Below are 19,303 nucleotides of genomic sequence, written 5' to 3'. Positions count from 1 at the left end.
AGGTTGAGTTTGTCTCATGTGGGGCTGGCTGTCGACAATGGCGCCATCTTTTACAGGAGGACACACACCATGGCCCTGGCCCACACCTTAGGTTTTCCCCGCATCGGCGCCGACCGCGAACTGAAAAAAGCCCTCGAAGCCTACTGGAAGGGCGACCTGGCACCGGCCGCGCTGCAAGCGGTGGGCCGTGAATTGCGGGCCCGGCACTGGCAACTGCAGAAAGAGGCCGGCATCGACCTGCTGCCGGTCGGTGATTTCGCCTGGTACGACCAGGTGCTCAGCCACACTTTGACCCTGGGTGCCGTCCCGTCGCGATTCCACAACACCCTCGATGCTCAGGCCAAGCCGACCCTCGACACCCTGTTCGCCATGGCCCGAGGCGCCACCGCTGCCTGCTGCGGAGCTGATCACGGGCAAGCCCAATACGCTCAGGAACTGACCAAGTGGTTCGACACCAACTACCACTATCTGGTCCCGGAGTTTTCCGCCGACCAGCGCTTCGCCCTGAGTTGGGAGCAACTGTTCGAGGAAGTGGACGAGGCCCATGCCCTGGGACATCAGGTCAAACCGGTGATCATCGGCCCTTTGACGTATCTGTGGCTGGGCAAGGCCAAGGGCGAGGACTTCGACAAGCTCGACCTGCTCGAGCGTCTGTTGCCGGTCTACGGTGAAATCCTCAATCGCCTCAAGGCCCAGGGCGTGGAATGGGTGCAGATCGACGAGCCGATCCTCACCCTCGACCTGCCCCTGGCCTGGAAAAGCGCGTTCGAGCGGGCCTATCACATCCTTCAGTATTCGCCGTTGAAAAAGCTGGTGGCGACTTATTTCAGTGGTCTGGAAGACAACCTCGGCCTGGCGGTGAGCCTGCCGGTGGACGGTTTGCACATCGACGCGGTACGGGCGCCGGAACAACTGGGTCAGGTGCTCGATCGCCTGCCGACCTACAAAATCCTGTCGGTGGGGTTGGTCAATGGCCGCAACGTCTGGCGCTGTGAACTGGAACAGGCGCTGGCGCAATTGCAGCCGGCCCAGGAGCGTTTTGGCGACAACCTCTGGGTCAGCACCTCTTGCTCACTGTTGCACAGCCCCGTGGACCTGGAGCGTGAAGACCGACTGGACCCTGAACTCAAGAGCTGGCTGGCCTTTGCCGTGCAGAAATGCGGTGAAGTGGCGGTACTGCGCGATGCGCTCAACGATCCCCAGGCACCCGGTGTGCAACACGCCTTGGCCGACAGCCGTGACGTGCATGCTCGTTGTGCCGGCTCGACACGCATTCACAAAGCCGAGGTTCAGGCCCGCCTCGCCGCGATACGACCACAGGACAGCCAGCGGCGCTCGCCGTTTGCCCAGCGCATGGAGCAGCAGCGCGCCCGTCTGAAACTGCCGGCCTTTCCCACCACCACCATCGGTTCATTCCCGCAGACTTCGGCGATTCGCCTGGCGCGCCAGGCCTACAAGCAAGGCAAGCTGTCGGCCAACGATTATCAGGACGCCATGCACACTGAGATCCGCCATGCCGTGCAGATCCAGGAACGCTTGGGCCTGGATGTGCTGGTACATGGCGAGGCCGAGCGCAACGACATGGTGGAATATTTCGCCGAGCAACTGGACGGCTACGCCTTCACCCGTTTCGGCTGGGTCCAGAGCTACGGTTCGCGTTGTGTGAAGCCGGCAATCATCTACGGCGACATCAGCCGGCCGAAAGCGATGACCGTCGACTGGATCCGCTACGCCCAAAGCCTGACCGACAAGGTGATGAAGGGCATGCTCACCGGCCCCGTGACCATGCTGATGTGGTCGTTCCCTCGCGAGGACGTCTCGCGTCAGGTCCAGGCGCAACAACTGGCCCTGGCCCTGCGTGACGAAGTGCAGGACCTGGAAAAGGCCGGGATCAAAATCGTGCAGATCGACGAAGCTGCATTCCGCGAAGGCCTGCCCCTGCGACGCGGGCAATGGCAGGCGTACCTGGACTGGGCCGTGGAGGCCTTCCGCTTGAGCGCATCGGGTGTAAGCGACGAAACCCAGATCCACACCCACATGTGCTACAGCGAATTCAATGATGTGATCAAGGCCATCGCCGACATGGACGCCGATGTCATCACTATTGAAACCTCGCGTTCGGACATGGAGTTGCTGGAGGCTTTCGAAGTGTTTGAGTATCCCAACGATATCGGCCCGGGCGTCTACGACATCCACTCGCCACGGGTGCCGGACACGGCCGAGATGGTGGCGTTGATGAGCAAGGCGGTGAAGCGGATTGCGGCGGACCGGCTGTGGGTCAACCCCGATTGCGGCCTGAAGACCCGGGCGTGGCCGGAGACAGAGGCGGCGCTGGTGAACATGGTGGCGGCGGCGCGGCAGTTGCGCAGTCAGTTGGCCTGAAGCCCGAATACTCTTACAGGCATGCACCTGACCTGTGGCGAGGGGATAAATCCCCTCGCCACAGGTCAGGGGGAGTGCTCTGCTTTGCTTCATTTGACCGGGTGGAGCGACCATTCGGCAATCTTCATCAAACTGTCACGCAACTGTGGCAGCGCGCTTGAACAAACTTCATCAGACTCGCGCTCTACTGGGGTTCTGCGTTTTGGTGTTTCTTCATGCGTGTATTTATCTTTCTGGCCGCGTTGTTGTTCGGCCTGCCGTCGATTGCGGCTTCTCGATGTGATGTCAACGTTGCGACCCAACGGGTCGATCTGGATCAGGTCAGTCTGGCGTACCAGAGCATCGGCCGTGCCTCCGACCCGGCGTTGTTGCTGGTGATGGGCTTGGGCGGGCAGTTGATACATTGGCCGGACGAGGTGGTGGCGGCCCTGTGCGAGCAGGGCTTTCGGGTGATTCGCTACGACAACCGCGACGTGGGCTTGTCCGCCTGGCGTCAGGCGCCCGGCAGCGCCAACCTGGCCTTTGAAGCCTTGCGCTACAAGCTGGGCCTGCCCGTGGCCGCTCCCTACACCTTGACCGACATGGCCGACGACGGCTTGGGGTTGATGGACGCGTTGCAGGTGCAAAGCTTTCACGTACTGGGGGTGAGCATGGGCGGGATGATCGCCCAGCACATGGCGGCCATGGCGCCGCAGCGGGTGGAGAGCCTGACCCTGATCATGACCAGCTCGGGTGCCGAAGGCCTGCCGGCACCCAGCGAAACCCTGGTGCAGCTGTTGTCCCGGCGCAGTGCGCCGAATCGTGAAGTGGCCCTGGAACAACAGGCCGATCTGCTGGCCGCCCTGGGCAGTCCGATGGTGGTGGATGATCGTCAAGCACTGTTGCATCAGGCCGCCCAGGCCTATGACCGGGCCTTCAACCCCGAAGGCGTGCAACGCCAGATCATGGCGATCATGGCCGAGCCGAGCCGGGTGGCGCTGCTCAATCAACTGCGCGTGCCGACCCTGGTGGTTCACGGCACCGCCGACCCGTTGTTGCCGGTGATGCACGGCGTGCACCTGGCGGCGCACATCCGCGGCAGCCGTCTGAAGCTGATACCGGGCCTTGCCCACCGGTTTCAAGACGCGTTCAAGGAACCGTTGCTGGGGGCGGTGTTGCCCTACTTGCAGCAGCATCGCGAAGACACCTCGCATTGGGCGCAGATCGAGCCGGTGCAGGTGCCGAATCTGCTGTAGCTTTTCCCGTGATAAGGGGACTGATCTGTGGCGAGGGGATTTATCCCCGCTGGGTTGCGAAGCGACCCCAAAACTGGCGCCTCGGTATGTCAGGCTGATCATGTTCGATTGCTTGGGGCCTGCTGCGCAGTCCAGCGGGGATAAATCCCCTCGCCACAGGGGGCTTGCGGTGAAACATCTACCGCGTCTGCGCCTGCTCCACCAACCACTCCATCAGCGCCTGCAACTGCTCCGACGCTCCGGGCTTGCGCGGATACACCAGATGATAGGCCAACCCGGTCCTGACCTTCAGTTCGAAGGGCATCACCAGTCGCCCGGCGTTCAGGTCGTCGCCGATCAGCGACCAGTCGCCAATCGCCACGCCCGTGCTTTGGGAGGCCATGGACATCGCCAGGTCCAGGGTTTCGAAATGCTGGCCTTTGCTGACGTTGCTCAGTTGCACCTGCGCAGCCTCCAGCCAAGCGTTCCAGTCGCGCTCGTCACTGGTGGGATGAAGCAGCAGATGGTGTTGCAGGTCGGCGGGTGAGCGCAGCGGCACCGGACCTTCAAGCAGTGGACGCGAACACACCGGTGTCAGTTGTTCGTCGAACAAGTGCAGGCTCGTCAATGAAGGCGCGGGCGGCGGCCCATAGACCACCGCGGCGTCGAAGGTTTCGCGCTGGAAATCCACGCCGTGGCGGACGGTGGTGGTCAACTCCACCGGTATGTCCGGTCGTACCTTTTGCCATTGCAGCAAACGCGGCATCAGCCAGCGCAGCACGCAGGTCGGCGCCTTGAGTCGCACGCTCTGGCGTTTCTCGCCGATCTGCTCCACCGCTTCCGCGATCAGGCCGAACACCTGTTGCACCCGTGGCAACCACGCCTGTCCCTGCGGCGTCAGGCTCAGGCCCCGTGCCTGACGCAGGAACAGCGGGTAACCCAAATGCTCCTCCAGCCCGGCGATCTGCCGGCTCACCGCGCCCTGGGTGATGTGCAACTGTTCCGCCGCCCGGGTGAAGTTGCAGCACTGGGCGGTGATCAGAAACGTGTGCAGCGCCGGGAGCGGAGGAAGTCGTTTCATTTGGAATCGAGCCATGATGTAGGGACATGGCTAGTATGACTTTTTATCCATTGTTGCGGCTATGGCCTGGCCGTTCCAATAACGCCATTCCCCGAAAACAAGAAGGTCAGTGGCAATGGCGACGTGCGGCGAAGTATTGGTCAAGTTACTCGAAGGTTATGGCGTGGAGCAGGTGTTCGGGATTCCCGGCGTGCACACCGTCGAGTTGTATCGTGGGCTGGCCCGTTCCAGCATCCGCCATGTGACGCCGCGTCACGAACAGGGCGCCGGCTTCATGGCCGATGGCTACGCCCGCGTCAGCGGCAAGCCCGGTGTGTGCTTCATCATCACCGGCCCCGGCATGACCAACATCACCACCGCCATGGGCCAGGCCTACGCCGATTCGATCCCGATGCTGGTGATCTCCAGCGTGCAGTCGCGCAGCCAGTTGGGCGGCGGGCGCGGCAAACTCCATGAACTGCCGAACCAGAGCGCGTTGGTGAGTGGCGTGGCGGCGTTTTCCCACACGCTGATGTCCGCCGCCGAGTTGCCGGGAGTGCTGGCCCGGGCTTTCGCCTTGTTCCAGGCCGGTCGCCCGCGGCCGGTGCACATTGAAATTCCGTTGGACGTTCTGGTCGAAGACGCCGATGCCTTGCTCGCCACCACGCCAGTGAACATCAGCCGTGCCGGGGCCGCGCCGAGTGCCGTGACGCAGATGTCGGCGATGCTGGCGAAGGCCCGACGGCCGCTGATCCTGGCCGGTGGCGGTGCCATTGATGCCGCCCGCGAACTGACCGAACTGGCTGAATGCCTCGGCGCCCCCGTGGCATTGACCATCAACGCCAAAGGCTTGTTGCCGTCCCGTCATCCTCTGCTGATCGGCTCCACGCAAAGCCTGGTGGCCACCCGCGCACTGGTGGCTGAGGCCGATGTGGTACTGGCCATCGGCACGGAGCTGGCCGAGACCGACTACGACATCACCTTCGCCGGTGGCTTCGAAATCCCCGGTGCATTGCTACGCATCGACATCGACCCGGACCAGACCGTGCGCAACTACCCGCCGCACCTGGCGCTGGTGGCCGATGCCCGCAGCGCCAGCCAGGCCTTGCTCGATGGGTTGAAGCAACAATCCCTGACCCAGCGCAACAGCGATTGGGGCCAGGTGCGTGCCGCGCGGTTACGGGCGGATCTGGACCGGGACTGGGACGTCGCGACCCGCGCGCAGACCTTGTTCATCGACACGGTTTTGCAGGCCTTGCCCGACGCGGTATTCGTCGGTGACTCCACACAACCGGTGTACACCGGCAACCTGACCTTCAACCCGGAACATCCACGTCGCTGGTTCAATGCTTCCACCGGCTACGGCACCCTCGGCTATGCCTTGCCGGCGGCCATCGGCGCCTGGCTCGGCGGCATCGATTCGGGTAAGGGGCGCCCGCCCGTGGTGTGCCTGATCGGTGATGGCGGCTTGCAGTTCACCCTGCCGGAGCTGGCCAGCGCCGTGGAAGCAGGCGTGCCAGTGATCGTGCTGCTGTGGAATAACCAGGGTTACGAAGAGATCAAGAAATACATGGTCAACCGCGCCATTGAACCGGTGGGCGTGGACATCTACACCCCGGATTTCATTGGCGTGGCCAAGGCCCTGGGCTGCTTTGCACAGGCGGTCGACGGCGTGGCGCCATTGCGCGCCGCATTGCTGGAGGCCCACGACCGCCAGGGCCCGACCCTGATCGAAATCGATCAGGCGCGCTGGATGCTGGGGGTGGCCCAATGAGTTTCCCCACCACCCAGGACGGCCTGTACATCAACGGCCAATGGTCATCGGGCGATCAGCATTTGCGGGTGATCAACCCGGTCACCGAGGCGCTGCTGACCACGGTCAATGGCGGCGATGAGCGCGCCGTCGATCAGGCCTTGAACGCGGCGACCCAGGCTTTGGCGCAATGGTCGAACACCACCGGCGCCGAGCGCGGGGCGCTTCTGCGCCGTATCGCCGCCGGCGTGCGGGCCGCTCGTGAGCGCTTGATGCATCTGCAATCGAGCAATAACGGCAAACCCCTGTTCGAAGCGGCCATCGATGTCGACGACGTGGTCGCCACCTTCGAGTATTACGCCGAACTGGCCGAAGGGCTGGACGCCCGGCAGGACAGCCCACTGGCATTGCCCAGCGATGACTTCAGGGCACGCCTGCGCCGCGAACCCTGCGGTGTGGTGGGCTTGATCGTGCCGTGGAATTTCCCGATGGTCACCACCGCCTGGAAGCTCGCCCCGGCCTTGGCTGCCGGCTGTTGTGTGGTGCTCAAACCTTCGGAGGTGACACCGCTGCCGGAGTTGGAACTGGCGTCGATCATCGCCGAGTGCGGCTTACCCCACGGCGTGTTCAACCTGATCTGCGGCACGGGGCTGGCCGTGGGCGCGCCGCTGGCGACAGATCCGCGCGTGGCGAAGATTTCCTTTACCGGCAGCAATGCGGTGGGGGTGCAGGTGATGCAACGGGCGGCGGAAACGGTGAAGGGCGTGAGCCTGGAATTGGGTGGCAAGTCGTCGCTGCTGGTGCTGGCCGACGCTGATCTGGAGCTGGCGGTGGAGCTGGCCTGTGGTGGCGGTTTCTTCAACGCCGGACAAATGTGCTCGGCCACCAGTCGCGTGCTGGTCGCCGATGAGCTGGCCGACGAGTTCCTGCAACGGCTCAAGACTCGCGCCGAAGCGATTCGCGTGGCTGACCCGTTTGACCCTGACGTGGAGATGGGCGCGCTGGTCAACCAGGCGCAATACCAACGCGTGCTTGGGCATATCGACCGGGGCTTGAGCGCCGGGGCGACGCTGGTGTGCGGCGGACAACGCCCCGCGCATTTGCCGCGCGGCTATTTTCTACAGCCGACAGTCTTCACCGACGTGCCGGTGGACAGCGAGCTGTGGTGCGAAGAAATCTTCGGGCCGGTGCTGTGTGTGCGCCGTTTCACCTCCCTGGAGCAAGCGATTGCCCTGGCCAATGACAGCCGTTTCGGCCTGGTGGCCAGTGTCGTCAGTCGCGATACCGAAGTTGCCGAACAGGTGGCCAATGCACTGCAGGCGGGACTGGTGTGGATCAACGCCCCCCAAGTGATCTTTCCCCAGGCGGCGTGGGGTGGTTACAAGCAGAGCAGCATGGGCCGCGAGTTGGGGCCTTGGGGGCTGGCGGCGTTTCAGGAGATCAAGCATGTGGTGCGGGAGGTTTGAATGCTAGAAGTGGGCTGTCTTTACTGGCCCCATCGCGAGCAGGCTCGCTCCCACAGTTGATCTGGGTGAACGGAGAATTTGTGTTCAACACAGAGCCCTTGTGGGAGCGAGCTTGCTCGCGATGAGGCCGGCACAGCCAACCCAAAAATCAGCTCAGACGGTCATCCGCAACCGCGCCAGATCCCGCAGCGGCGGCGCGCCGAACAGGCGGCTGTACTCGCGGCTGAACTGCGAAGGGCTTTCATACCCCACCCGATACCCCGCCGCCGAAGCTTCCAGCCCTTCGGCCAGCATCAGTCGCCGGGCTTCCTGAAGGCGCAGTTGTTTCTGGTATTGCAGCGGGCTCATGGCCGTCATGGCCTTGAAGCGGTGATGCAGGGTCGAGACGCTGAGGTTCACTTCCCGGGCCAGGTCATCGATGCGCAACGGTTGCTCGAAATGGCCATTGAGCCATTTGATCGCCTGGCTGATGCGATGGCTCTGACTGTTGGTAATGGCGATTTCGTACAGCCGATAGCCCTGAGGGCTGCGCAGCAGGCGGTACAGAATCTCCCGGCGCACCAAGGGCGCGAGCATGGCGATGTCTTTCGGGCTGTCGAGCAAGCGCGTCAGGCGCAACACGGCGTCGAGCATCGGCGTGTCCAAGCGTTCTACATACAGGCCGCGACCGGTGGGGCGCGTCGGTACGCCGAGGGGGCCCGCGTCGGCAATCAGCGCGGTGATTTCCGCCGGATCGATGTCCAGGCGCAGGGCCAGGATCGGCTGATCGGGCGAGACGCTGGCGATGCAACCACTCAGGGGCATCGAGACCGAGACCACCAGGTAATGGAGCGGGTCGTAGTTGAACAACTCATCCGCCAGGCGCACCTGCTTGCTGCCCTGGGCCATGATGCACAGCGCCGGTCGCGCCAGCACCGGTGCGAATTGATGGGCTTGACTGTGGCGCGACAGATTCAGCGAGTCGATGGCTGTGGCGTAGTTGCCGTCTTCACTGGTATTGCGGGCGATGATCGACGCCAGTTCGGCGCGCTGTTGTTCCAGATACGTGTCCAGCGGGACGTGGGCGTGGTCAAGCGGCGACATGCCGGAATCCTCGGGAAAGGGGGAGCGATGAGCAGAGCTTATGTTTGTGCAAGTTGCAGTGGTAGCCACATCCTGTCGAAAGCTTGCCTGATCCTGCACGGTGCATCGATTCACCATGGCTTAATGTGACAAAAACTTGCTTGAAACCTTTTGTTTCAACTTTCCCGGATCCTCGCGGATGAAGGACCGATTGGGTCCCGCTTTCGCGCAGGATCGTGCAATGGGTCGGCAGGAATCGACTAACGAGCCTGGTGTCGTGACGCTTAACCTTTGATCCTGTCGCAGCCTGTCCCGGGCTGCACAACGGATTACCTGGGAGGGTTGAACATGTCTACACAGATCCCCGTCAGTCATATGGCCTTTGTGCGGGCCCGTTCCGGTTGCTCCAAGCCATTGGGTGCACGCCTGAGTACGCTGATCGCGCCTTCGCGCCAGGCTCCCGGATGCCTGCATTTTGCCTTGCAGCAATCGCAATGCGACGCCGATCTGTGGCTGGTGTCCGGGCTCTGGGTCAATCAACAGGCGATGGATGCTTATTTCAACTCACCGGCCATGGTGATCTTCGCCGAGCTGGTACAGGACCTGGTGGTGAGCAGCCTGGATTTCCACACCTTCCGGGAAGTGTCCGCCGCCCAGGCGACCGAAGGGTGCCTGGCGAAGGTACACAAACTGGCGGGTTGAAGGTTTAATGAGCGTCATTTTCCATCGCCAGGATGCGCAATATGGCACGTAAAGCCTTTGAAACCTTCGAAGCTGTTTCCGCGGTCGTCCCCAAAGAGGGCGGCGGCTACTACGCGGCGATTGCCACCAAAGCCATTGGTGGTTCCGGTGCGCCGCGTTTTAACAAGGTGCTTGAAGATCAGACGTTCAAGACGGCCACTGATGCCGACTCGGCGGCGGCCATTGAGTTGACTCATCTCAAGGGTGTGGGCGATGAGGGCGAGCTGATCTGGAACCCGCGAGATTAACGTTGTGGGAGCAGGGCTTGCCCGCGATGCAGTCACCTCGGTTCAAAAGACAGGCTGCGTTGTCTTCATCGCGGGCAAGCCTTGCTCTCACAGATAAACGCTGTGTCTGTGCACTGCTATTGAGGACGGTGCATCTTGAACAGCGCCTCGGGACCCAGCTGGAAATAATCCGCCGGCCCGCCGCCGCGCAAAATCGGCTCGGCGGCGGCGGTGTCGTATACCCCATCCTTCAACAACCATTTGGCGATATGCACGGCGACCACCTCGCCGAGAATCAGCCAACTGGGCACCAATGCCTTGTCCGCGCGCTGCAACTGGATGATCTGGGTGACCTTGCATTCGAAGGACACCGGGCTTTGCGCCACGCGTGGCACCTGGATCACCCGTGATGGCGCTGGCGTCAAACCGGCCAGTTCGAATTCATTGACCTTTGGCGCGACCATGGCGCAGCTCTGGTTCATCTGCTCGGCCAACGGGCGTGTCGCCAGGTTCCAGGCGAATTCGCCGGTCTGTTCGATGTTGTTCAGGCTGTCTTTGCGCCCGACGCTGCAGAAGCCGATGATCGGCGGAATGTAGTTGAAGGCGTTGAAAAAACTGTAGGGCGCCAGGTTCAGGTGCCCTTCGGCGTCCTGGGAGGAAATCCAGCCGATGGGGCGTGGGCCGACGATGGCATTGAACGGGTCGTGGGGCAGGCCGTGGCCGTGGGCGGGTTCGTAGTAGTGGATGTCGTCGGGCATGAGGCGAGGGTCCTAGGGATGGATTTTGAGGATGTCGTGGATAGTGCAGGGGGCGACTGTTTTTGTCAGCACCTGGCAAGCCTGCTCACTCATTTGCTCTTCAGGGTTCACGGAACTTTCGTCTGCCACACAATCCTGTGGGAGCGAGCCTGCTCGCGATGACGGTGTAGCAGGCGACGTAGGGGTTGAATGTGCTGACCTTTTCGCGAGCAGGCTCGCTCCCACAATTTGTTCTTCAGTGAGACCACGTTTGTGTTGGGCTTGAGGCTGACCGTTTTCCTGTACCCCAAAAACAACTAAGCCCGGCCGAAGCCGGGCTGTGAGAGAGCCTCGTTGGGATTAGCTGAGAGAGGCGGTGTTGGTGCGGTCATAGCCGTCTTCAGCGATAGCGTTCGAGCCAGTGCGGTCGAAGCCGTCTTCAGCGATAGCGTTCGAGCCAGTGCGGTCGAAGCCGTCTTCAGCGATAGCGTTCGAGCCAGTGCGGTCGAAGCCGTCTTCAGCGATAGCGTTCGAGCCAGTGCGGTCGAAGCCGTCTTCAGCGATAGCGTTCGAGCCAGTGCGGTCAAAGCCGTCTTCAGCGATAGCGTTGGAGCCGGTGCGGTCGAAGCCGTCGGCGGCAACGGTGGCAGCGCCGGTGCGGTCGTAACCGTCAGCGGCAATGGCCGACTGAGTGCGGTCGAAGCCATCGGCGGCGAAGGTGTTGGCGGCCAGTACGGACAGGGTCAGGGCGAGGATCAGTTTGGTTTTCATGGTCGTTCTCCGAAGTGGTTGGCGTTGATCGCCTTGGGTGTGGAATTCATATTACGCTTGTTAAATCGATTAAAAAGCGCAAAAAAACGCTCAAACAAATCGTATTTATCGATTGGTTGCTCGTTGTTACTGATCGGCGATAAATGTCATCACCGGCGTACCCGAACAGCGTTTTGGTGAGGATGAGGATGTAGGGCGGGCATTAACCAGAGATTAATGTCGGATAAATCTTCAGACACGAAGCACAAAAAAAGGGGCGAACCCGTACAGGTTCGCCCCTTTCGTGTGTGCGTGTGCGCGGGTCAGTCGGTCAAGATCCGCGAATGCTTGCGGGTGTCTTTCATGGTGATGTAGACCAGCAGCGACACGGCGATGCACGCCGTCACGTACCAGTAGTAGCCGGTTTCCATGCCGATGCTCTTGAACCACAGGGCGATGTATTCAGCGGTGCCGCCGAAGATCGATACGGTCAAGGCGTACGGCAAACCGACGCCCAGGGCGCGGATCTCGGTGGGGAACAGCTCGGCTTTGACCACGGCGTTGATCGAGGTGTAGCCGCTGACGATGATCAGCGCCGCCATGATCAGGAAGAACGCGCCCCACCAGGTCTGGATGGTGTGCAGGGTGGTCAGGATCGGTACGGTGAACAGCGTCCCCAGGATGCCGAAGGCGATCAGGATCGGCCGCCGACCGACCTTGTCCGACAAACCGCCGATCAAAGGTTGCAGGCACATGAACAGGAACAGGGTGGCGGCGGAAATGGTGGTGGAGTCGGAAATGCTCATGCCGACCGTGTTCACCAGGTATTTCTGCATGTAGGTGGTGTAGGTGTAGAACGCCAGGGTGCCGCCCATGGTCAGGCCGACCACAGTCATCAACTCTTTTGGATGGCGCATCAAGGTGCGCATGGCGCTTTCCTTGGCTTTTTCCTTTTTGGTGAACGACTCGGTTTCTTCCATGCCGCGACGCAGGTACAACGCCACTATCGCGCACAACGCGCCGATGGCGAATGGAATGCGCCAGCCCCAGGCATACAGCTCTTCGGTGGTGAGAAACCGTTGCAACACGATCAGCACGCCGAGGGCGATGAGTTGGCCGGAGATCAGGGTCACGTACTGGAAGCTGGAGAAGAAGCCGCGACGTTCCTTGGTGGCCATCTCGCTCAGATAGGTTGCCGAGGTGCCGTATTCACCGCCCACCGATAGGCCCTGAAGCAAGCGGGCCACTACCAGCAGGATGGGGGCACCGACGCCGATGGTTTCATAGCCGGGGCTCAGGGCGATGATCAGCGAGCCGAAGCACATCAGGTATACCGAGGCCATCAGCGCCGCCTTGCGCCCGGCGCGATCTGCGTACAGGCCCATCAGCCAGCCACCGATCGGGCGCATCAGGAAGCCCACGGCGAAGATCGCGGCGGTTTTCATCAGTTGCGCGGTGGAGGACCCGGCCGGGAAAAATACTTTGGCGAAGTACAGCGAGAAAGCGGCGTAGACGTACCAGTCATACCACTCGACCATGTTGCCGACCGAACCGCTGAAAATCGATTTGATCCGGCTGGCAGTGGTTCTTTCACGGGCGGGCGCGGCGGCCGACCCGAGGGGAAGGGCGTTGGAGTTATCCATTGAAGGATCCTTCGTTTAATTGTTTTTGTGGAGCGCGTGGGAACGCAGCCTGCCAGGGCTATAGCAGGAGCTGTGCCAGGTGGGAGAAGGCCGGTCTAGAGGGGTTTTGAGTGCTGGGTGAGCGGATTTGCGCTCATTTTGGTTGTGGAATGAGCGGGAATCCGCTCATTCTGAAGGTCATCATGCTTGGCTGCTGGCCTCATCGCGAGCAGGCTCGTTCCCACAGGGTTCTGTGTATGCAGGTCCACTGTGGGGAGCGACACTGCTCGCGATGGCGCCAGTACCGACACCCAAAGGCTCAGGGCGACGAGGTTGAAGGCGTGAACTCCAGGTTCAGCTCTCCCCGATATTGCCCGGTGTTCTTGTCGATCTGCCGAAACTGTGGTGTCTCCAGGGTGATCGGCCAGGGCGTGCACACGACCGGGAAGGGGACGTTGGGCAAGCGCACGGCGCGGATATCGGCATTGTTGATACCGGTAAAGGTCACCGGTTGACCTGAGACATGCTGCGTCTCGCCCAGGTTGGCGGTGCGGGTGCGTACCCGGTATTCGATACGGTTGCGCTCGTCCGTCCCCCCGGAGGTGTGCTGCACGAAGAAGCGTCCGGCCATGCCGGGTACGGGGTTTTTGTCGGTGACGCGCATCTCGAAACGCTGGCTGTTGGAGTTGTAGCCGTCGTAGAGGCAGGCATCGACGACAGCCTGGCCGGAGACGATACCGCCGGGGCCATTGCTCAACGGGCGGGTGCGCAGGTTCAGGTCCACCTGCGGGGTGCTGATGCCGTGGGCGGGCAGGTAGATCTGCACGTTATTGTGATCGGTCACGTCCAGCTTGAAATCGACGGTGTAGATATGGGCGTCTCCGATTGGCTGCGAGTAGAACCTCCTGAGCTTCATGACCAATTGCGCCGTCCAGATGCCACCGGCAGGCAATTTGGCGAGTTCTGACCGAGGAATCCAGAGGGTGGAGGCCGTGCCCGTCACCGGTATGCCTTCGCAGTTATCAGATGAGGTTGACGTCAGCATCCAGGTGGCGGTCCCCCATGTCCCACAGGGGCTGTTGAGCGGGTGTCTGCGCGTGATGTTGCCTTTGACGGTCAGGACCACGGAGAGTCCGCTGCGTCTTTCCGTGAATCGCAGCAGTATATCGGTGGTGCCGTGCCTTCCTCCGGTGGTGGTCCGACACTGCCCTGTTGCGGGATCGGTGTTGGACAGACAGACAAAATGCATGGTCGTGTAGCTTGAGTGGGGCACAGGCTGTTCGTGCCAGCCGTGGATCATCCGCCGCCAAACGTAATGATCGGCGGGTGGCGCCGAGCGGTCGAAACTGAGCATCTCGGATTGGTAGTAGTTGCCGGGATGGATGTCCCCGAGCGCCGGTAGCGCAGCGAACGCGCCAATCAGTGCGCCAAGGCGACGGGCCCAACGGTGAAAGATCAGATTCATGGCTGGTTTCTCTTGTCTGACGATAACGCGGCGCTGCGGCGCGCGGTCCAGCGTTCCAGTCGGTCGGGGTCGCGCAGGTCTCTGGGCAGAGCGTCCAGGGTGGTGCTCTGGCAGGTCAGCGTGCCGACCTGGCGCAAGCTGCTGCGAGCGGTGGCCGACTGCACGGCGCAGGCATGCACACCGTTCAGGTCCAGGGCGAACAACGGTTGCGGGGGCTTGTTGAGATCGACGACGAAGCTGCCGTCCTCGGCGGTTTCCATCATCGCTGCGTTGAGGATGGCCGCCTGTGCCAGCGGTTGTCCCCGGGCGTCCACCAGGCGTCCGATGTAGGTGTAGCTGAGGCTGGACTCGATGCGCTGCACCGCCAGCTTGCCGGGTGGCAGGAACCAGTCGCGGCTGCCGTTGCCGACATTCACCGAGCTCAGGTTCTGGCGCGAGGCATCGGCATCGCTGATGCGAGTCTGGGAGACCTCGAAGCCATTGATCGGAATCAGCCGTTTCTCGCCGAAGCCGATGCTGGTCTGGGCGCCGTAGCCGCCACTGACCTTGGCCGCGGCGCCGGTGGCGTTTTCCATTGGCGCAGCGACGATGCCGACGGCGGCGCCAGGGCCTGTGCCGCCCTGGCCGGGGCCCCAGAAGAAACCTTCGCGCCCCAGTGCCAGGGAGGAAGAGTGGTTGCCGCTGAGCCCAGGGCGTGAATCATGCCGGTCACCGCCGCGCTGTGACATCGCCAGGCTCGTTTCGCCCCAGCTACGTTCGAGTCGCCCGGCCAGTTCGGCGTCCCAGCGGCCCAGGTCGTCGTAACCCAGCCCGGTATTCATCTCGTTGCGACCTTGCTCGCTGTCCCAGACACGGGTATGGGCCAGGCTGGTCCGGACGCTGTCGCTGGCGGCCTGCTCGCGGCGCGCGTCCAGGCCGACACTGGTCTGCCGGAAGCCACCGGATGTCGAGCGCTCGTTATGGGACAGACTGAGGCTCAGGTACAGGCCGTGGTCGGTCGGCCGATTGCCGCTCTGATTGCGAAACGCGCCCACGCGGTGGGTGAGGTGGAACTGGCCCAGGCGATGCCCGCGGGAGAACCCCACCTGCAGGGTGCGGGCCCAGGTGGCGGTGGTCAGTTCGTCGGTCAGGTCCGGCTCGCCGGGCAACGTGTTCCAGTAGTAGGACGGATTCACCTGGGCATAACGGTTGTAGCTATAGCCGGCGGTGAGGGCGCCGCCGGCCAACGGCAGCGATGCGCTGGCCGTCAGCGATTCGTTGCAGCCACTCTGCTGGTAGGTGCGGCGGTTGTGCTCGCAGGACGGGCTGCGCAGCGAGTAGCGATAGAGGTTCCAGGACAGGCCATGGTTGAACGTGAACTGCTGGCTGTTGCCGCTCGCCCCGTCGTTGCCCTCCAGGAGAGCGGCCGACAGCGACCAACTGCTGGCGCCCAGCGTGCCGGCCCAGTCCAGGCGGCTTTCGTTGTAGAACGCGGTGTCCAGCCAGGTGATCGCGCTGGTGAGCGCCAGGTTATCGAGCAGCGGTACCCGCAGGCCGGTCTGGGCCACGGCGGCGGGATCTTGTTCGTACAGGGAATGCTCGGCCGTGCGCCCACCCTGTAAAAACCATTGCACGGTGTCATCCCCCAGGCCGTTGCCGTCGGTGCGGCTGAAGGGCACGGTTTCGGTACGGGTTACCTGGCCGTTTTCGATCACCCGCAGGGTCACCGGATAACTGCCGTTGGGGAAGGTTCGGGTGTCGACGTTCTGCACACCGGCATCCAGATAAGAAGTGGAGAGCAGTTCTTCGCCGCGAAAGGCATCGACGCGGGCGCGTTGGGTCAGGATCAGGGGGATGGGCGTGCCCTGTCCGACGACGTCGCGATTGAGGTAGGCCAGGGTGGTGCCGACACGGGCGCCGTCGATCCGGCCCAAGGGCAGCAGGCTGAAGTTGAAGTTGCCGCCTTCGGCGCTGGACAGGTTGCTCATGTCCATGCGTCCCGCCTGTGCGTAGTGTTCACGGTCGAAGTCTCGCCGGTAGTAGGCGTTGTTGAATTCCAGGTTGCTGTCACTGCCGCGCTTGTTCTGGTTGGCCTGATAGGTCCAGGTGAACCCCAGGTGACTGTTTTCTCCCAGGCCGAGTGCGCCGAGGCCGCTGGCACCCAGGGCGCGGTAACTGTCGGACTGGGCGATATTGATGTTTTGCCGGTGGACGAGGGCATTCTCTGCCTCGCTCGGTGTATGCAGCCGCAGCGCCGAGGCCTCGTTGGTCGGCAGCCAGTCCTTGCGCAGCAGGACCTGGAGACGGGCGCCGGCCTCGTCGAGAATCACGGCCACTGCCTCGGTTTCGAGATAGCCGCAACTCGCCTCGCTGGCCAGGCCGTAGGAGCAGGCCAACTGGCTATTGCTGGGCAAGGGCTGTGACAGTAATGGCAGCAGTTCCTGAGGCGAGGCCAGTACGCCGGCTTCCACCAGCAGGGCCGCGATGCGCTCAGGTTGCTTGAATTCGATCCGGCCGGGCTGGACCAGCACCGGGTGCACGCCGAGATTGCGGTTGAACAGTTGTAGTTCGAGCTGTTCCACCTGTCCTTCGACCAAGGCTTCGAAGCCGGCCGGCACCTGAGTCAAGGCGTCGGTCGCGGCCCAGGCGCCTTCGGCCAGCGCCCATGAAAGGGAGATGGAGATAGCTGTGAAGTGGCGTTTCATACGTGGCCTTGATGCAGGAAAGGGGGTACGACGACGCCGTACCCCCTTGGGAGGAACGGTTGTGTTTACGGTTGCTGAGTCAGCACCAGGCTGACGATGCCTTCATAGCGGCCAGCGTTTGCGATAGCGCCAACGGTGGTTTGCTTGATCTCCAGCATCTGCTCGATCGAGCCGCTGGTCGGGTCGCCACCGGGGAACAGGTCGGCCGCCGACAAGGCGACGCCGGTGGTGCTCAGCGTTCTGCCACCAAAGGTGACGGACAGGGGAACCGCGGTGGAAGCCGGGTTGGTCATGTTGGCCAGGACGGGGCTGGTGATCAGCCTGATGGTCATGTCCTTATCGGTGTCATTGCTGAAGACCCGCGTGCCCAGACGGGTGGGTTGCAGACCCGCACCCGGCAGGTAGCTCATCTCCATGGAGGGCGGCAGGGCACTGCCATCGGATTGGAGCAACTCCAGCGTCGGATCGACATCGGCATAGACCAGGATGCTTTTCTCAACCGCCAGGGCGGGCATCGAGACCAGTGCGGCCAGTGCCAACGGGGCGAATTTGAGCAGTTTCATGGGGTGTTTCCTCTTTTCTATGGGTGAACAGGAGCCCAGCCATGTGCAGGCACATGGCTCAGATTGAAAAATGTGAGGGGGGAGTGGGTTACGGCAGCACGGCCAAAGTGCGTGGCCGTTTGTCGTCGCTGGTCACAAAGCGCATGAGCAGGTTGCCGCTTGTGCCGGATGCCTGGACAGGGAGCGTGCTGCCCGGATACAAGCTGCGATTGACATCGTTCCAGAGGCAGTCTTTTTCGCCCTTGACGTCGGTGCAGCGTCCGACCTGCAATACACCGATGCGCACGTTGCCGTCATTGCGTAGCGCGTCACCGCTTTGTTGCAAGCCGACGCTCATTTGACGGTCATCGGGCAGCAGCCGCACCAGCGCGCCCCAGATCAGGTTTACGCCGATTCTGGGTTGCGTGCCTTGCGGGTCGTCGTCTTCTGCCGCCAGATCCTGTGGAGCGGCCACTGGCTCGAAATAAACCCGGTAGACGGTTTCCTCGCTGGGCATCGCCTGCGCGATAATCCGTACCGTGCGGCTGGCGCCGGGAGCGAGTACCGTGCGTTGTGGCGACACGACGATACCCTTCGTATCGGCCGCAGACACTGGGCTTTCGTGTTCATCCGGCGTGCCCGGGCGCTGGATCTGGACCACACTGACCTTGATGTACTGCACCTTGTCCGACTTGGAGTGCAGCTGGATCTGTCCAATGCCATCCTGCTCGGCGCCGATCGTGCTGGTCATCGGATAAACCACCAGATTGGCGGTCGCCGGCGACGATAAGCCGAACGCCAGCATCAAAAGCGCCAGCTTGCCCAAGGCAGCCCAACGGTGGGTAAACGTTTGATTCAAATCCATGTCAGACCTCAAGTAAAAAAGCTAAAAACTCAACGTTATTCAATGCGTCTGCTGAAGCGCTCTTGCCTTCGATGAAGGTCGGTGACGAGAGGGAAGAGTCTCACGACTAGAGGCGAGCTATATTTACGACACTTCCTTTTGTGCTACAGATGCTTCTCTGTTCCATGTAGGAAATTTCCAGAGTAGATTCCAGCCCTGACGCTCCGACACGCTTGCTCCCGTGATTTGAGGTGACTTCCCGGGTGTACAGCGTCGGTACGGGCCATGGTGGTGACTCCTGTGAGGCGAAGATGATTGCTGTTTGTCCGAATTATTTTGGTGGGATAGTTACACCATGTCAATAGATTTGGTGGGATATATCCACGTTCGTCTGCGCGAGGAGATTGACCGTTGTGGGTTGTCATTGGCCGCGGCATCCCGTGCCGCTGGTGAATCCAGCCCGCAGCGTTTGAAAGAAGTGGTATCGGGGCGGCAGAAATGCCCGGCCGATCTGGTGGCCAAACTGGTGGTTATCGGCGTGGACGCGCAGTACGTCCTGGTCGGTGAGCGCGCCCAAATCGCCAAACCGCCATTGACGCCTGATGAGGAAATGCTACTGGAGGCCTACCGGGCACTGGACGTGGCCGACCGGAAACGAATGCTCGCCGGCTTGATTTCGGGCTAGCGGGCAGCCTTATCGCGAGCAGGCTCGCTCCCACATTTCAACCTGTGTACACATCACTTCTGTGGGAGC

The 19,303-nt window shown here is 62.1% G+C and carries 16 protein-coding genes; 7 read left to right on the top strand and 9 right to left on the bottom strand.

Annotation, left to right across the window (positions count from 1 at the left end; all coding sequences use genetic code 11):
- Positions 1-69 precede the first annotated feature (69 nt).
- Complete coding sequence (gene metE, locus PSH91_RS21335) at positions 70-2,382, top strand: 5-methyltetrahydropteroyltriglutamate--homocysteine S-methyltransferase (RefSeq protein WP_305466704.1); 2,313 nt, start codon at positions 70-72, stop codon at positions 2,380-2,382.
- Between the two features lie 215 nt (positions 2,383-2,597).
- Positions 2,598-3,617 (top strand): alpha/beta fold hydrolase, encoded by a 1,020-nt coding sequence (locus tag PSH91_RS21330; RefSeq protein WP_047230394.1) that lies wholly within the window; start codon positions 2,598-2,600, stop codon positions 3,615-3,617.
- 178 nt (positions 3,618-3,795) lie between these two features.
- On the opposite strand, the gene PSH91_RS21325 is transcribed toward PSH91_RS21330, so the two are convergent.
- Positions 3,796-4,677 carry a LysR substrate-binding domain-containing protein gene (locus PSH91_RS21325; RefSeq protein ID WP_305466703.1) on the bottom strand — a complete coding sequence of 294 codons (882 nt, stop codon included), beginning with the start codon at positions 4,675-4,677 and terminating at the stop codon, positions 3,796-3,798.
- Between the two features lie 115 nt (positions 4,678-4,792).
- On the opposite strand from PSH91_RS21325, the gene PSH91_RS21320 reads away from it, so the two are divergent.
- Positions 4,793-6,430: a 5-guanidino-2-oxopentanoate decarboxylase gene (locus tag PSH91_RS21320; protein ID WP_305466702.1), complete on the top strand. Its 1,638-nt coding sequence runs from the start codon at positions 4,793-4,795 to the stop codon at positions 6,428-6,430.
- Positions 6,427-7,875 carry an aldehyde dehydrogenase family protein gene (locus PSH91_RS21315; RefSeq protein ID WP_305466701.1) on the top strand — a complete coding sequence of 483 codons (1,449 nt, stop codon included), beginning with the start codon at positions 6,427-6,429 and terminating at the stop codon, positions 7,873-7,875. Before PSH91_RS21320 ends, PSH91_RS21315 begins: the two co-directional genes overlap by 4 nt.
- A gap of 153 nt (positions 7,876-8,028) precedes the next feature.
- Here the strand turns inward: PSH91_RS21315 and PSH91_RS21310 are convergent, their stop codons facing one another.
- Positions 8,029-8,958, bottom strand: a complete 930-nt coding sequence (locus tag PSH91_RS21310; RefSeq protein ID WP_047230390.1) for an AraC family transcriptional regulator — start codon at positions 8,956-8,958, stop codon at positions 8,029-8,031.
- 327 nt (positions 8,959-9,285) lie between these two features.
- Between PSH91_RS21310 and PSH91_RS21305 the strand changes: the two genes are divergently transcribed.
- Together PSH91_RS21305 and PSH91_RS21300 are read left to right on the top strand one after the other, a co-directional pair.
- Complete coding sequence (locus tag PSH91_RS21305) at positions 9,286-9,639, top strand: putative quinol monooxygenase (RefSeq protein ID WP_305466700.1); 354 nt, start codon at positions 9,286-9,288, stop codon at positions 9,637-9,639.
- A 41-nt stretch (positions 9,640-9,680) separates the two neighbouring features.
- Positions 9,681-9,926 carry a hypothetical protein gene (locus PSH91_RS21300; RefSeq protein WP_047230388.1) on the top strand — a complete coding sequence of 82 codons (246 nt, stop codon included), beginning with the start codon at positions 9,681-9,683 and terminating at the stop codon, positions 9,924-9,926.
- Positions 9,927-10,042: 116 nt separating this feature from the next.
- Here PSH91_RS21300 and PSH91_RS21295 read toward each other — a convergent pair whose 3' ends face one another.
- The 7 genes from PSH91_RS21295 to PSH91_RS21265 form a co-directional block, all read right to left on the bottom strand.
- Positions 10,043-10,663: a flavin reductase family protein gene (locus PSH91_RS21295; protein WP_047230387.1), complete on the bottom strand. Its 621-nt coding sequence runs from the start codon at positions 10,661-10,663 to the stop codon at positions 10,043-10,045.
- 339 nt (positions 10,664-11,002) lie between these two features.
- A complete protein-coding gene (locus PSH91_RS21290; protein WP_305466696.1) occupies positions 11,003-11,413 on the bottom strand; it encodes a heme utilization protein in 411 nt (136 codons plus the stop codon).
- Positions 11,414-11,715: 302 nt separating this feature from the next.
- Positions 11,716-13,035 carry an MFS transporter gene (locus PSH91_RS21285; RefSeq protein ID WP_047227120.1) on the bottom strand — a complete coding sequence of 440 codons (1,320 nt, stop codon included), beginning with the start codon at positions 13,033-13,035 and terminating at the stop codon, positions 11,716-11,718.
- A 298-nt stretch (positions 13,036-13,333) separates the two neighbouring features.
- Entirely contained in the window at positions 13,334-14,479 is a 1,146-nt protein-coding gene (locus PSH91_RS21280; RefSeq protein ID WP_305466693.1) for a CfaE/CblD family pilus tip adhesin, read from the bottom strand.
- Entirely contained in the window at positions 14,476-17,163 is a 2,688-nt protein-coding gene (locus PSH91_RS21275) for a TcfC E-set like domain-containing protein (protein WP_305466691.1), read from the bottom strand. The genes PSH91_RS21280 and PSH91_RS21275 overlap by 4 nt, the downstream gene beginning before the upstream one ends.
- Positions 17,164-17,228: 65 nt before the next feature.
- Positions 17,229-17,726, bottom strand: coding sequence for a CS1 type fimbrial major subunit (locus PSH91_RS21270; RefSeq protein WP_047227118.1), 498 nt, complete (start codon positions 17,724-17,726; stop codon positions 17,229-17,231).
- 88 nt (positions 17,727-17,814) lie between these two features.
- Entirely contained in the window at positions 17,815-18,570 is a 756-nt protein-coding gene (locus PSH91_RS21265; RefSeq protein WP_076383662.1) for a fimbrial protein TcfA, read from the bottom strand.
- Positions 18,571-18,904: 334 nt separating this feature from the next.
- Between PSH91_RS21265 and PSH91_RS21260 the strand changes: the two genes are divergently transcribed.
- A complete protein-coding gene (locus PSH91_RS21260) occupies positions 18,905-19,234 on the top strand; it encodes a hypothetical protein (RefSeq protein WP_155417167.1) in 330 nt (109 codons plus the stop codon).
- Positions 19,235-19,303: the final 69 nt, after the last annotated feature.

The organism is Pseudomonas sp. FP1154, assembly GCF_030687245.1.
Classification (GTDB): domain Bacteria; phylum Pseudomonadota; class Gammaproteobacteria; order Pseudomonadales; family Pseudomonadaceae; genus Aquipseudomonas; species Aquipseudomonas rhizophila.
The sequence above is the reverse complement of the archived record's forward strand: the minus strand, read 5'-3'. Positions and strand labels throughout refer to the sequence as shown.

Coding starts and splice junctions, on each gene's coding strand:
- metE (WP_305466704.1), top strand. CDS start 70: ATGGCCCTGGCCCACACCTTAGGTTTTCCCCGCATCGGCGCCGACCGC.
- PSH91_RS21330 (WP_047230394.1), top strand. CDS start 2,598: ATGCGTGTATTTATCTTTCTGGCCGCGTTGTTGTTCGGCCTGCCGTCG.
- PSH91_RS21325 (WP_305466703.1), bottom strand. CDS start 4,677: ATGAAACGACTTCCTCCGCTCCCGGCGCTGCACACGTTTCTGATCACC.
- PSH91_RS21320 (WP_305466702.1), top strand. CDS start 4,793: ATGGCGACGTGCGGCGAAGTATTGGTCAAGTTACTCGAAGGTTATGGC.
- PSH91_RS21315 (WP_305466701.1), top strand. CDS start 6,427: ATGAGTTTCCCCACCACCCAGGACGGCCTGTACATCAACGGCCAATGG.
- PSH91_RS21310 (WP_047230390.1), bottom strand. CDS start 8,958: ATGTCGCCGCTTGACCACGCCCACGTCCCGCTGGACACGTATCTGGAA.
- PSH91_RS21305 (WP_305466700.1), top strand. CDS start 9,286: ATGTCTACACAGATCCCCGTCAGTCATATGGCCTTTGTGCGGGCCCGT.
- PSH91_RS21300 (WP_047230388.1), top strand. CDS start 9,681: ATGGCACGTAAAGCCTTTGAAACCTTCGAAGCTGTTTCCGCGGTCGTC.
- PSH91_RS21295 (WP_047230387.1), bottom strand. CDS start 10,663: ATGCCCGACGACATCCACTACTACGAACCCGCCCACGGCCACGGCCTG.
- PSH91_RS21290 (WP_305466696.1), bottom strand. CDS start 11,413: ATGAAAACCAAACTGATCCTCGCCCTGACCCTGTCCGTACTGGCCGCC.
- PSH91_RS21285 (WP_047227120.1), bottom strand. CDS start 13,035: ATGGATAACTCCAACGCCCTTCCCCTCGGGTCGGCCGCCGCGCCCGCC.
- PSH91_RS21280 (WP_305466693.1), bottom strand. CDS start 14,479: ATGAATCTGATCTTTCACCGTTGGGCCCGTCGCCTTGGCGCACTGATT.
- PSH91_RS21275 (WP_305466691.1), bottom strand. CDS start 17,163: ATGAAACGCCACTTCACAGCTATCTCCATCTCCCTTTCATGGGCGCTG.
- PSH91_RS21270 (WP_047227118.1), bottom strand. CDS start 17,726: ATGAAACTGCTCAAATTCGCCCCGTTGGCACTGGCCGCACTGGTCTCG.
- PSH91_RS21265 (WP_076383662.1), bottom strand. CDS start 18,570: ATGGATTTGAATCAAACGTTTACCCACCGTTGGGCTGCCTTGGGCAAG.
- PSH91_RS21260 (WP_155417167.1), top strand. CDS start 18,905: ATGTCAATAGATTTGGTGGGATATATCCACGTTCGTCTGCGCGAGGAG.